Origin of the sequence: Dietzia sp. 2505 (genome assembly GCF_040546785.1) — a bacterium.
Classification (GTDB): Bacteria; Actinomycetota; Actinomycetes; order Mycobacteriales; family Mycobacteriaceae; genus Dietzia.
Genome location: NZ_JBEPON010000001.1, coordinates 33,314 through 45,449, shown reverse-complemented (window position 1 = coordinate 45,449; position 12,136 = coordinate 33,314). Strand labels below are relative to the sequence as shown.

Genomic DNA, 12,136 nt, shown 5'->3' with positions numbered 1-12,136 from the left:
CGTTCTCGAGTCGTACGACGGGCCGGATCAGGCCTCGAGCAGGTCGATCACGAAGACCAGGGTCTTCCCTCCGAGCGGGTGCAGGGCCGCGGAGGTGCCGTAGGCCTTGTCGGGCGGGATGACCAGCTGGCGGCGACCGCCGACCTTCATGCCCGGGATCCCCTCCTGCCATCCCTGGATGAGGCCGTTGAGGGGGAACGTGATGGACTCGCCGCGGTCCCACGAGGAGTCGAACTGCTCGCCGGTCTCGTAGTCGACACCGACGTAGTGGACGGTGACGTTGCCGCCGGCCACCGCCTCGGCGCCGTCCCCCACCGTGAGGTCCTCGCTGACGAGGTCAGTGGGCGCGGGGCCCGTCGGCCTGTCGATCTCGGGCTTGTCCATGGTGTCTCCTCCTGGAGTCCGGTTCCCGGGCTCAGCGCTGGCTGATCGGGGTGAAGCTCCGCTCGGCCGGGCCGGTGTAGACCTGGCGCGGGCGGTTGATCTTGGTGGACGGATCCTCTCGCATCTCGCGCCAGTGGGCGATCCATCCGGGCATCCGGCCGAGGGCGAACAGGACGGTGAACATCTCGGTGGGGAAACCCATCGCGCGGTAGATGAGGCCGGTGTAGAAGTCCACGTTCGGGTAGAGCTTGCGCTCGACGAAGTAGTCGTCGGCCAGTGCCGTCTCCTCGAGCTTGAGCGCGATCTCGAGCAGGGGGTCGTTGCTCTGGGACAGCAGCGCGTGAGCGTGCTTCTTGGCGATCTGGGCGCGCGGGTCGTAGCTCTTGTAGACGCGGTGCCCGAAGCCCATGAGCTTGACGCCGTCGACCTTGTTCTTGACACGGTCCATGTAGTCGGTGGCGTCCCCGCCCTCCGACTCGATCCTCTCGAGCATCTCGAGCACGGCCTGGTTGGCGCCGCCGTGAAGCGGTCCGTACAGGGCGTTGACGCCGCCGGTGATCGAGGCGTAAAGCGGTGCCTCCGAGGAGCCGACCATACGCACGGTCGAGGTGGAACAGTTCTGCTCGTGGTCCGCGTGGAGCACCAGCAGCATGTCCAGGGCGTCGGCGACCTCGTCGGTGACCTCGTAGTCCGGCCCGAAATTCATGCGGAGGAAGTTGCGGACGTACCCGAGCGAGGGATCCGGGTCGACGGCCTCGTTGCCGGAGCGGATGCGCTCGATGGCGGCGGCGAGCGTCGGTCCACGGCCCAGCAGGCGGGCGGTGGCCAGGTCGACGGCCTTGGGGTCGTCGATGTCCAGGTCGTCCCCGTGGGTGCCGAAGAGGCTCACGCCGGCGGAGAAGACGGGCATCGGGTGGGTGTCGCGCGGGAACGCCTGCAGCAACGGCATCATCTGGCCGGGCAGCGCGGTCTCCCCGAGCACCTTCTCGGTGAACTCGGCGAGCTGGGCCTCGGTGGGATCCTCACCATAGATGAGCAGGTAGGACACCTCGAGGAACGAGGCGTTGTCGGCGAGCTGGTCGATCGGGTACCCGCGGTGCCGGAGGATGCCCTCGTTGCCGTCGATGTAGGTGATCGAGGAGGTACACGCGGAGGTGTTGACGAACCCGACGTCCAGGGTGGTCATCCCCGTCTTGGCCAGCAGAGAACCCAGCTGCACCGCGTCGCTTCCGCAGGTCGCCTCCACCACATCGAGTTCGAGCTCACCGCCGGGGTAGGACAGTGTTGCATTGCGGTCCGAACCGTTCGAGCCTGCGGTCACGCGATTCCCTCTCCGACGACTGGTCCCGGCGGCCATGTCCCGCCACGAATGTGCTGTGCCACACCCTACCGTGACGGTCGCCATCACTTCGAAGCGTGCACCGGTCCGCTCCCCCCGGGCCCCGCTTGCCGGGCGGCGTCGCGGCATCGGCGGGCGTCAGGGCTGCAGTCGCCGGACCGTCCACCCTCCTTCACCCCGGAGGCACTCGACCCGGTCGTGGAACCGGTCCCGGCCCCCCTGCCAGAACTCGACCCGGTCCGGGCGGAGGCGGTACCCACCCCACCTGTCGGGCATCGGGATCTCCTCGACGTCCGCCAGGCGGTTCTCCGCGATCGCGTAGAGCGAGGTCAACTCCTCGACGGAGTCCACCGGTTGCGACTGCTCGGACGCCCACGCCGCCACCTGGGACCCCCTGGGTCGCGTGCGCCAGTAGGCGAGGCAGTCCGCCCGGTCCAGCGGTCGGCACTCGCCCTCCACGTGCACCTGCCGCTCCACCACCAACCACGGGAACGTGGCGGACGCGTAGCCGGACTGTGCCAACTGCTCGCCCTTGCGCGAACTCGTCGTCGTGAAGAAGGTCAGGCCCCGCTCGTCCGCCCCCTTGCACAGCACCGTCCGGGTCGACGGCCGGCGGTCGGCACCGACGGTGCCGAGCACCATGGCGTTGGGCTCGCGAACCCCCCGGCGCCCGGCCTCGTCGAGCCACGCGGCGAACAACGGGACCCAGTCGTCGTTCAGATCGCCCACGTCCAGGCTCGCGTTCAGGCCGTAACCGACCCGCATCGTGTCGAAGTCGGCCGGCTCGAGTGCGGGATCCTCCATGACCCAGACGCTACTCCGGGCCCGGCGCGCCCCCGACTAGGATGGTGGCGATTCAGAAATCCCACCACAAGGAACGGCACCCCAAGAGCATGAGCGATCAGCTGCCCACCATCCCCGCCGACCTCAAGCCCGCGGACGGACGGTTCGGCTGCGGCCCGTCCAAGGTCCGCCCCGAGCAGATCGAGGCCGTCTCCGCCGCCGCCACCTCGGTGATGGGCACCAGCCACCGCCAGGCGCCGGTCAAGGACGTCGTCGGCCGGGTCCGCGAGGGCCTGTCCTCCCTGTTCTCCCTCCCCGAGGGTTACGAGGTCGTGGTGGGCAACGGTGGCACCACCGCGTTCTGGGACGCCGCGGCGTTCGGCCTGGTCCGCGAGAGGTCCCTCCACCTGACCTACGGCGAGTTCTCCTCCAAGTTCGCCAAGGTCACCGGGGGCGCGCCGTTCCTCGCCGACCCGATCGTCATCTCCGCCGAGCCCGGGTCGGCTCCCGAGCCCACCTCGGACCCGTCGGTGGACCTCATCGGTTGGGCGCACAACGAGACCTCCACCGGTGTGATGGTCCCCGTGACCCGCCCGGCGGGCTCGGAGAACGCACTCGTCGCCATCGACGCCACCTCCGGAGCCGGCGGGCTGCCCGTCGACATCTCTGACGCCGACGTCTACTACTTCGCGCCGCAGAAGTGCTTCGCCTCCGACGGCGGCCTCTGGGTGTCCATCATGAGCCCGGCCGCCCTCGAGCGCGTGGCCGAGATCGCGGCCACCGACCGCTGGTGCCCGGACTTCCTGTCCCTGCCCACCGCGGTGGACAACTCCTCCAAGAACCAGACCTACAACACCCCGGCCGTGGCCACGCTGCTGATGTTCGCCGACCAGATCGAGTGGATGAACACCCAGGGCGGTCTGGACTGGTGCGTCGAGCGGACCCGGGACTCGTCCTCCCGCCTGTACGACTGGGCCGAGGCCAGCGAGTACGCCACGCCGTTCGTCTCCGACCCCGCCCACCGCTCGCAGGTCGTCGGCACCATCGACCTCGACGAGAGCATCGACGCCGCGAAGGTGGCCAAGACCCTGCGCGCGGGCGGCATCCTCGACACCGAGCCGTACCGCAAGCTCGGCCGCAACCAGCTCCGCATCGGGATGTTCCCGGCGATCGACCCCGAGGACGTCTCGCAGCTGACCCGGTGCATCGACCACGTGGTGGGCCAGCTCGGCTGACCCTCCACCGCGGCCCGCCCCGGGCGCCCACCCACGGTTTTTCCGCAGCCCACCCGGCCCGTCACCGCGCCGGGTGGGCTGCGCTGACCTACCATGGGGGGAACGCCCAGGACCCGGGCACGCGCCGTTCGAGCCGCCCACGGGCCCACGAGGAGTCGAGGAGGCGGTATGCGGAAGCTGAGGATCATCGGGGTGGACGCCGACTCGTCCGTGGTCGAATGTGAGCTCCCGGACTCTGGCGAGACGCTGGCCCTCCCCCTCGACGACAGGTTCCGCGCCGCCGCGCGGGGGGAGTCCGTACCCACGGAGGAGTCCCGGCGGGTGCCCGTGACGGGCACGTTGCGCCCACGCGAGATCCAGGATCGGATCCGCCACGGCGCCTCCCCCGAGGACGTCGCCGCCGACGCCGGCGTCCCGATGTCCCGGATCGAGGGTTTCGCGGTCCCCGTGCTCCTCGAGCGCGCGAACGCCGCCGATCTCGCCCGGGCGTCGCACCCGGTCCTTCCCGACGGACCCGCACTCGACACACTCGCCGAGCGGGTCGAGTCCGCACTCGATCATCGTGGTGTGGACCCGGACGTCGTCGCGTGGGACGCCTGGCGCGACCGCACCGGCGGGTGGATCGTGCGGACCTCCTGGCCCGCAGGCCTGTCCGACGACGCATCGGCGACGTGGTCGTTCGTCCCCGATTCCCACGGCGGCTCGGCCCGTGCACTCGACGACGAGGCCCGGCGCATCCTCGACCCGTCCCGCGCCACCGCCCTGCGCACCGTCTCGTCCCCTCCCCCGCTCCCCCCGGGCCCTCCTCCGATCCGCTCCGTGCCGACCCCGGTCCGACCCGAGCGGAGGGAACCCGACACCGCCACGATCGAGCAGTCGCACGCTCCGGCCGAGCCCGCCCCGTCGTCCGACCCGCCCGCCGCGGTGGGCTCTGTCGACGACCACTTCCTCCAGCACCCGCCGGCCGAGCCCGAACGCCGCACCACCCGCCGGCATCCCACCATGCCCTCCTGGGAGGACGTCCTGCTCGGTGTCCGCGGTAAGGACGACTGAGACCTGTCATGGGCCACCACGTCGCGACCTTCTGGTATCTGGGCACCGATGACCCGTCCGCCCCCATCAGGTCCGGCCACCCCTCGGACCCCGGTTTCGCCCGGCGTCTGCTCTCCCGCCTCTACCCGACCGTCACCGTCGCGTCGCTGGGGATGTTCCCCCTCAACCGGTCGGCATCGACGGGTCCCGGGGAGGTCTACGTGGGGTCGTACCCCGGGTTGACCGTTCTCCAGACCCAACTCGAGCAGCCCGTCCTGCCCTCCGCGACCGACAAGACGTGGCTCCGTCTCGTCGAGGCGCCCACGGTCCTGTTGTTCTCGCACGACCCCGACGACGGGGTCAGCGGGTTCGCCCGCTGGGAATCGGGCCGACTCGTGCGCTCGTTCGCCGGGGCCGACGACCGGATCGTCGAGGACGAGGGCATGCCTCTACCGTTCGAGCGGCCCTACTGGGCGGGTGAGTTCCCCCTGGACTCCGGGGCCGACACCCCGCTCGCCCTGCCCTTCGCGCCGTCGTCGCTACTGCACGCCGCCCACCGCGACTGGCTGGGGTTCGATCTCTCCCCGGGCGGCCTCGACGTCCCCGTGCACGGGTTCGCCACCGACGGCCGGCGGGAGGTCCGCCAGCGCACCGCGCCCACCGGCGCCGCGGTCCACGTCGTGGGCTCTCCCGGTCGAGCCGAACTCCACGCCGCCAACACACGCGACGCCGGCACGCGGACCAGCGGTGGGAGCCCGTCCTCCCCCTACGCCGAGGACGACTACGAACGGGGTCCACTCGTTCCCGCGGTGGCGCGGGCCTCCTCCCCCGTCGCCGGAGCCGTCCGCAGGATCGCCGGCGTCGTCGGCGACACCGTGCGGCGCGCCGGCGGGGCCGTGAACCGTCGTCTGGCGAACCGCCGGTGACGCACCGCGGTGGTCAGCCGCGCGATCGCTCGTAGAACGCCACCGCCGCGGCCGTGGCCACGTTGAGCGAGTCCGTCCCGGCCGTCATGGGGATCGTCGCCCGGACGTCACACGCCCGCATCGCGTGCTCGGTGAGACCGGGGCCCTCCGCGCCCAGGACGAACGCCACCTTGTCCGCGTCGACGGCCCGGGACAGCGGCACCTCCGCCGACGGGGTCAGCGCCACTGTGCGGAAGCCGTGCGCGTTCAACTGCCCGAGGGAGCGGTGCCAGGTGGTCGGGGTCCCCGGCAGGTGCGCGAACGGCAGCCGCAGGACATGCCCCATGGACACGCGCACCACCCGCCGGTAGAGGGGATCCCCGGTGGCGGCACCGAAGAGCACCCCGTCGACACCGAGCGCCGCGCAGTTGCGGAAGATCGCCCCGAGGTTCTCGGGGTCGTTGACGCCCTCGAGCACCACGAGGGTCCGGGCGCCGTCCACGACGGCGCCGACCTCGAGCGGCGTCGGACGGTCGGCGGCGGCCAGGATGTCGCGACTGGACCGGAACCCGATCACCTCGCTGAGCACGTCTTTGGTGGTGCGCAGGTACACGGCGCCCCCGGCACGCTCGTCGGCGTCCCAGCCCTCGGCGGCCGCCTCACGCCGTAGCTGCTGCAGGCGCGCCTCGGTCCCCAGCAGGACGTGCGGGCGGAACCGGGACAGCAGCATCCGACCCACCACATAGGTGCCCTCCGCGATCACCAGGCCCCGGCCGCCCGGCAGGTCGGGGCGGCGGTCGGAGTGGTTGAGGTCGCGGAGATCGTCCAACCGGGGATCGGCGGGATCGAAGATGTCGACGACGAGCACTGCCCGCGCCGCTCAGGCCAGCAGGTCGGTGATGGGCCCGATCGCGAAAAACACGAGGAACGCCGCCGCGACCACCCACAGGAGCGGATGCACGGACCGGGCCTTGCCGGTGGCGGTGGCCATCACGACCCAGGCCACGAACCCGATGCCGATGCCGTTGGCGATCGAGTAGGTGAACGGCATGGTGACGATCGTGAGGAAGGCCGGTAGCGCGATCGAGAAGCGCGTGAAGTCGATGTTGACGATCTGCGACATCATGAGCGCGCCCACCACCACGAGCGCGGGGGCCGCCGCCTCCACCGGGACGACCTCGTACAGCGGGGTGAAGAACATCGCGACGAGGAAGAGGGCACCGGTGACGATGTTCGCCAGGCCGGTGCGGGCGCCCTCGGCGATGCCGGTGGCCGACTCGAGGAAGACCGTGTTGGACGACGACGAGGTGAAGCCACCCGCCACGGCACCGACGCCCTCGACCACGAGGGCGGTCTTCATGTTGGGCAGATTGCCCTTCTCGTCCATGAGCCCGGCCTCCTTGCCCAGCCCCGTGAAGGTGCCCATGGCGTCGAAGAAGTTGGCGAGCAACAGGGTGAAGACGAACAGGCTGGCCGCCAGCGGACCGATTCGGACGAACGCGCCGAAGAGATCCACCTGTCCGATGAGGGACAGGTTGGGCAGCCCACCCAGGGTCTCGGGGATTCCCGGGACCGCGAGGTTCCACCCGGTGGGCGAGGGCTCCCCGTCGACGAAGGACGGGCCGGCGTTCGCGACGGCCTCGACGATGATGGCCACGACGGTGGTGACCACGATGCCGATGAAGATGCCGCCGCGCACCTGCCGGGCCACGAGCACGCCACACAACAGGAGCCCGAAGGCGAACACGGCGGTGGGCCACGAGGCGATCGACCCCTCGATCCCCAGTCCCACGGGGACCGTGGTGCCCGCGGCGTCGGGGAGTCGACGCACGAAACCGGAGTCGACGAAGCCGACCATGGCGATGAACAGCCCGATGCCCACGGCGATCGCGGCCTTGAGGTCCGAGGGAATGGCGTCGAAGACGGCCTTGCGGAACCCGCTCACCGCCAGGATGACGATGATGATGCCCTCGATGACGATCAGCCCCATGGCCTCGGCCCACGTGACCTGCCTGGCGATGGTCACCGCGACGAGGGAGTTGATGCCCAGGCCGGTCGCGAAGGCGAACGGGTAGCGGGCGATCGCGCCGAACGCCACCGTCATCACACCCGCGGTGAAGGCGGTGACCGCGGCGATCTCGATGATCGACAACTGGTTGCCCTCGACGTCGACACCCGAACCGAGGATCAGCGGGTTGAGCACGATGATGTAGGCCATCGCGAAGAAGCTGACCAACCCGCCGCGCACCTCGCGGGCCACCGTCGAACCGCGCTCACTGATCTTGAAGTACCGGTCGACGGCACCGATCCGTACAGGGGATTGTGACGGGGCCCCGGCGCTCTGCGACATCTGGAGACCTTCCTGGCGGTGGGTGAGGAACCGTCATAGAGTAACCGGCCCCCCGCCTGCGGTAGCGTCGCGGTCATGACGGACAGCCCGGCGGAGCCGCAGGTGCCGCGGATCCCGGCCTACCTGCTGGATCCGCGGCCCGTCGTCCTCATCGGGACCCTCGCGTGGACGATCGCCCTCCTGGCCATGATGCTCATGGACGAGGTCGACATGCGCGCGGTCATCCTGTGCGCCGTGGGCGTGGGCGTGGGTGCGATCGGCACCCTCGTCTACGCGCTCCAGCGGCGGGCCGTCCTGCGCGGCAGTGCGGGCGCGCAGGGCGGTCTCGACTTCGACCGCATCTGAGCGGTCGGCGGGATCAGGCCTGGTCGGGACCGCTCGTCGGACCGGCCTGCCCCACCTCGTCGTCCTGCTCGGCCGCCCCCCGCGCCCGGGCGGCGGTGGCCGCCAGTTGCTGGGGGAGCACCACCACGTCCACGGCGGCGTCGTCGTACGCCTCGGCCACCGGGGTAGCGGACTCCGTGGCCACCTGCACCTCGCTGTGGGCGCCGCAGCCGTACTGGAGGTGCACCACCTGCCCGTCGGCGGAGTACTCGTTCGCGCACACCCCGAACAACGTGCCGAGGGAGCCGGAGACGGGTACCAGGAAGCCGCAGGACCCGCAGTGGTGCTTGGCCCCGCGCGCGATCTCGGTGTCCGGGCCACGCTCGGCGGCCCAGCGGGCGGCGGCGGCCGACCGGCCCTCCCGGCTCAGGTGCCGGGGCCTGCCGAGCCCGACGGGGCCGGCGACCTCGTCGAGTCCGTCGTCCCCGGTGAGGAGCTGTCCCGGGACCAGGCGCTCGTCGTCGTCCGCAGGGGGTAGCAGATCACCCGCACCCAGATCGCCCGGGCGGATCCGCTTCTCCCACGGCACCCACTCCGGGGCCACCACCGAATCGGGACCGGGGAGGAGCGAGATCTCGTCGACCGTCAGCTCGCCGCCGGGGACCAGCGCCAGGACGCAGGCCCAGTACCACCCGCGGTACCCGGGGAGGTCCGAGGCGAACCGGTGCGTCGTGGTGAACGGCGCCTCGACGACGGAGCCCCGGTGCTCCCCCACGCCGTCGGACGCGAACTCCTCCACGGCGGCACGCGCCACGTCGACGCCCGAGGCCAGTCTCTCGCGCAGGGCCTCGTCGAAGCCCGAGGCCTGATCGGTGCTCACGGGGTCCGCCTCCTGATCCGTGCCTACCTCGGTGTTCACCCCACCCATTATGCGCGTCATCGCGACAGCGTCGCGGTCCGGCCCGTAGTACGGCATCCTTGACGCATGCGCAGCGTCCTCGGCACCCTCGGCCCTCTCGCGGTCTCCCTCTCCCTCGTCGGCGCCGTCGCGGCGTGTACCGCGACAGGTTCCGACGACGCCGGGAGCGCCACCTCCCCCGGCGCGTCCCTCGCGTCATCGAGCATGCCCACCGGGTCGGGTTCCGGCTCCGGCGACGCGGCCGGCGGACAGGTACCGGTGGGACCGTCCGAGCCCCGGCCCGTCCGGGGTTCGGTCGAGGTCGTCCGGACCCTGCCGCACGACCCCACGTTGTTCACCCAGGGTCTGCAGGTGGTGGGCGACGAGATCTACGAGTCGACGGGTGAGTACACCCGCTCGCAGGTGCAGCGCCGCCCGCTCGCCGGCGGCCCGCCCACCGTGTCCGTGCGGATGGCGGACGACGAGTTCGGCGAGGGCCTGGCCGTGACCCCGGACACCCTCTGGACCCTGACCTGGACCAACGGGATCGCCCACAACCGGGACCCCCGGACCCTCGAGGTGCGCTCCGAGGTGCCGTACGAGGGCGAGGGCTGGGGCCTGTGTCACGACGGCGAACGGTTGATCATGAGCAACGGCTCCGCCGAGCTCACCTTCCGTGACCCCGTCACCTTCGAGCCCACCGGCACGGTCTCGGTGACCTCGGGGGGCACACCGGTCATCCGCATCAACGAACTCGAGTGCGCGGACGGCACCGTCCTGGCCAACGTCTGGATGACCGACGAGGTCATCCGCATCGACCCCGCCACCGGCGCGGTCACCGCCATCTACGACGCCTCGGCGCTCGAGCGACCCCGGCCGGCCAGCCGGGAGGCGGTGCTCAACGGGATCGCCGCACTCCCTGATTCGGAGAACGTGCTGCTCACCGGGAAGTTGTGGCCGACGATGTACGAGGTGCGCCTCATTGGCTGACCGCGCCCCCGGGCCGACCCGTCGAGCCGCGGCCACCGTCGGCCGCGGCGTCCGGCGGATCTTCCACGCCGACGGGGCGAACCGATCGGGCCTGTCGCAGCTGAGTTACGTCACCGTCGCCAACTTCGCGTGCGACGCCATCCTCGCCGTCGCCCTGGCCAACACGTTGTTCTTCTCCGCCGCCACCGCCGAGTCGCGGAGCAACGTGGCCCTGTACCTCCTCGTGACGGTCGCCCCGTTCGCGCTGATCGCCCCGGTGATCGGACCGGCCCTCGACCGGCTGCGAAGCGGGCGGCGCCTCACGGTGTCGTTGACCTTCACCCTGCGCGCGGTGCTCGCGGTGATCCTCGCGCTCAACTTCGACTCGTGGCTGCTGTACCCCCTCGCGCTGGGGATGCTCGTGCTGTCCAAGACCTTCGGCGTGGTCAAGGCGTCGATCACCCCGCACGTCCTGCCGCCGGCGCTCGACCTGGTCCGGACCAACTCCCGGTTGACCGTGCTCGGCCACGTGGGCGGGTCGTTGATCGCGGGGGCCCTCGCCGGAGCCGTGTCGTGGGTGTGGGGCTCCGACGCGGCCCTGTGGCTGCTCGCTGCGGTGGCGCTGGTGTCGGCGTACATCGCGATGACCATCCCCGCACACGCCGAGGCCTCGCTCGACGAGGAGTCGGCGACCCTGCGCGTGGACCGCGGCCGCCCGCTCGTCAGCGGGCTCAAGTCCGTTCTCACCAGGCCGCTCGGCCGTCAGGTCCTGGCCAATCTCTGGGCCGTGTCGATGGTCCGGTTCATGACCGGCTTCCTCACCCTGTTCCTGGCGTTCGTGGCCAAGGCCCAGGAGAACGCCACGGCGGCGGAACAGGCCGGGATGCTCGCGATCGCCGGTGCGGCAGGAGGACTGGGCACGTTCGCAGGAAATGCCGTGGGCGCCCGTCTCCCCCTGGGGCGACCGGGCCGTATCACCACGACGGCGGCGGGCGCAGCACTCTCCGCGGCGGTGGTGGCGGCGTTCTTCGGGAACATCTGGGCGGCGGCCCCCCTCGCACTCGTGGCGGCGGTGTGCAGCGCGCTCGGCAAGGTGGCGCTCGACGCGTCGATCCAGACGGACATCCCCGACTCCGCACGGTCCTCCGCGTTCGGCCGGTCGGAGACGGCGCTGCAGCTGGCGTGGGTCGCGGGCGGTGCGTTGGGGGTACTCCTCCCACCGGACTTCACCGTGGGCTTCAGCGTGATCGCTGTCGTGGGCGCCCTGCTGTTCGGCCAATCTCTCCTGACCGCACGCGGGTCCACCCTGGTACCGGGACTCGGCGGCAACCGGCCCAGGTTCCCCGGTGCGCCTCGTGACCCCCGTGCATTCGGCGCGCGCCTGCTCGGCAGAATGGAGGAGTGAGCTCTCACAGCGATGCCCCCGCGTCCGGCCCCCGCGTCCGTCCAGTCACCTGGGCGATCCTGGCGTGGGTGATCATCATGGTCGCCGCGATCGTCGGAGCGTGGCAGGGCTCGGCCTCCCGTCACGGGGCGGTGCCGGCGATCACCGTCGCCACCGACCGCGACCACGTGGAGGTACTGCCGTTCGCGGCGACGGACCTCGATGGCACGAGCTACACGAACCCGGTGGGCGAGTTCACCGTCACGGGTGAACACACCCTCACGGTCCGGCTGCCGGTGGAACTGCGCCGCGCCACGCTCGACGTCTACGAGATCCGCGCGGACGGGTTCCGCGAATACACCCTCGAGCCCGACGGGCCCGGCGAACTGCTCATCCCGGTCACCCTCCCCGACGAGGGACGGATCGAGGGACTGGCGCTCCGAGCGGTCGCCCTCGTCTACGCGGCGGACGGCTCGGAGACGATCCTCAGCGGCGAGTGGTCCGTCGGGATCACCTACGCGGACTGAGCCGGC

13 protein-coding genes are annotated in these 12,136 nt (G+C 71.2%); 7 read left to right on the top strand and 6 right to left on the bottom strand.

Annotated elements, in window-relative coordinates:
- Positions 1 to 27: 27 nt before the first annotated feature.
- From ABIE38_RS00195 to pdxH, 3 genes are all read right to left on the bottom strand, one after another.
- Entirely contained in the window at positions 28 to 384 is a 357-nt protein-coding gene (locus ABIE38_RS00195; protein WP_179524671.1) for an FKBP-type peptidyl-prolyl cis-trans isomerase, read from the bottom strand.
- Positions 385 to 415: 31 nt separating this feature from the next.
- Entirely contained in the window at positions 416 to 1,705 is a 1,290-nt protein-coding gene (locus ABIE38_RS00190; RefSeq protein WP_354053466.1) for a citrate synthase, read from the bottom strand.
- 156 nt (positions 1,706 to 1,861) lie between these two features.
- Positions 1,862 to 2,527, bottom strand: coding sequence for a pyridoxamine 5'-phosphate oxidase (pdxH, locus tag ABIE38_RS00185; protein ID WP_354053465.1), 666 nt, complete (start codon positions 2,525 to 2,527; stop codon positions 1,862 to 1,864).
- Positions 2,528 to 2,616: 89 nt separating this feature from the next.
- Here pdxH and serC point away from each other — a divergent pair, with 89 nt between their 5' ends.
- The 3 genes from serC (at position 2,617) to ABIE38_RS00170 (ending at position 5,699) form a co-directional block, all read left to right on the top strand.
- Complete coding sequence (gene serC, locus ABIE38_RS00180) at positions 2,617 to 3,741, top strand: phosphoserine transaminase (protein ID WP_354053464.1); 1,125 nt, start codon at positions 2,617 to 2,619, stop codon at positions 3,739 to 3,741.
- Between the two features lie 168 nt (positions 3,742 to 3,909).
- A complete protein-coding gene (gene sepH / locus ABIE38_RS00175) occupies positions 3,910 to 4,794 on the top strand; it encodes a septation protein SepH (protein WP_354053463.1) in 885 nt (294 codons plus the stop codon).
- Positions 4,795 to 4,802: 8 nt separating this feature from the next.
- Positions 4,803 to 5,699: a DUF6928 family protein gene (locus ABIE38_RS00170; protein WP_354053462.1), complete on the top strand. Its 897-nt coding sequence runs from the start codon at positions 4,803 to 4,805 to the stop codon at positions 5,697 to 5,699.
- A gap of 13 nt (positions 5,700 to 5,712) precedes the next feature.
- Here the strand turns inward: ABIE38_RS00170 and ABIE38_RS00165 are convergent, their stop codons facing one another.
- Complete coding sequence (locus ABIE38_RS00165) at positions 5,713 to 6,546, bottom strand: TrmH family RNA methyltransferase (protein ID WP_354053461.1); 834 nt, start codon at positions 6,544 to 6,546, stop codon at positions 5,713 to 5,715.
- 12 nt (positions 6,547 to 6,558) lie between these two features.
- The gene (locus tag ABIE38_RS00160) at positions 6,559 to 8,028 is read right to left on the bottom strand and encodes an NCS2 family permease (RefSeq protein ID WP_354053460.1); all 1,470 of its coding nucleotides are present in this window, start codon (positions 8,026 to 8,028) and stop codon (positions 6,559 to 6,561) included.
- 75 nt (positions 8,029 to 8,103) lie between these two features.
- Between ABIE38_RS00160 and ABIE38_RS00155 the strand changes: the two genes are divergently transcribed.
- Positions 8,104 to 8,373 (top strand): DUF2530 domain-containing protein, encoded by a 270-nt coding sequence (locus tag ABIE38_RS00155; protein WP_182645637.1) that lies wholly within the window; start codon positions 8,104 to 8,106, stop codon positions 8,371 to 8,373.
- Positions 8,374 to 8,386: 13 nt separating this feature from the next.
- On the opposite strand, the gene ABIE38_RS00150 is transcribed toward ABIE38_RS00155, so the two are convergent.
- Positions 8,387 to 9,280 (bottom strand): DUF3027 domain-containing protein, encoded by an 894-nt coding sequence (locus ABIE38_RS00150; protein ID WP_354054052.1) that lies wholly within the window; start codon positions 9,278 to 9,280, stop codon positions 8,387 to 8,389.
- A 57-nt stretch (positions 9,281 to 9,337) separates the two neighbouring features.
- On the opposite strand from ABIE38_RS00150, the gene ABIE38_RS00145 reads away from it, so the two are divergent.
- The 3 genes from ABIE38_RS00145 to ABIE38_RS00135 are packed head-to-tail and all read left to right on the top strand — an operon-like array spanning position 9,338 to position 12,130.
- Positions 9,338 to 10,240: a glutaminyl-peptide cyclotransferase gene (locus ABIE38_RS00145; RefSeq protein ID WP_354053459.1), complete on the top strand. Its 903-nt coding sequence runs from the start codon at positions 9,338 to 9,340 to the stop codon at positions 10,238 to 10,240.
- Positions 10,233 to 11,624 (top strand): MFS transporter, encoded by a 1,392-nt coding sequence (locus ABIE38_RS00140; RefSeq protein ID WP_354053458.1) that lies wholly within the window; start codon positions 10,233 to 10,235, stop codon positions 11,622 to 11,624. The genes ABIE38_RS00145 and ABIE38_RS00140 overlap by 8 nt, the downstream gene beginning before the upstream one ends.
- On the top strand, positions 11,621 to 12,130 hold the full coding sequence (locus ABIE38_RS00135; protein ID WP_354053457.1) for a DUF2771 family protein: 510 nt from the start codon (positions 11,621 to 11,623) through the stop codon (positions 12,128 to 12,130). Before ABIE38_RS00140 ends, ABIE38_RS00135 begins: the two co-directional genes overlap by 4 nt.
- The last annotated feature ends 6 nt before the right edge of the window (positions 12,131 to 12,136 follow it).

Coding starts and splice junctions, on each gene's coding strand:
- ABIE38_RS00195 (WP_179524671.1), bottom strand. CDS start 384: ATGGACAAGCCCGAGATCGACAGGCCGACGGGCCCCGCGCCCACTGAC.
- pdxH (WP_354053465.1), bottom strand. CDS start 2,527: ATGGAGGATCCCGCACTCGAGCCGGCCGACTTCGACACGATGCGGGTC.
- serC (WP_354053464.1), top strand. CDS start 2,617: ATGAGCGATCAGCTGCCCACCATCCCCGCCGACCTCAAGCCCGCGGAC.
- sepH (WP_354053463.1), top strand. CDS start 3,910: ATGCGGAAGCTGAGGATCATCGGGGTGGACGCCGACTCGTCCGTGGTC.
- ABIE38_RS00170 (WP_354053462.1), top strand. CDS start 4,803: ATGGGCCACCACGTCGCGACCTTCTGGTATCTGGGCACCGATGACCCG.
- ABIE38_RS00160 (WP_354053460.1), bottom strand. CDS start 8,028: ATGTCGCAGAGCGCCGGGGCCCCGTCACAATCCCCTGTACGGATCGGT.
- ABIE38_RS00155 (WP_182645637.1), top strand. CDS start 8,104: ATGACGGACAGCCCGGCGGAGCCGCAGGTGCCGCGGATCCCGGCCTAC.
- ABIE38_RS00150 (WP_354054052.1), bottom strand. CDS start 9,280: ATGGGTGGGGTGAACACCGAGGTAGGCACGGATCAGGAGGCGGACCCC.
- ABIE38_RS00145 (WP_354053459.1), top strand. CDS start 9,338: ATGCGCAGCGTCCTCGGCACCCTCGGCCCTCTCGCGGTCTCCCTCTCC.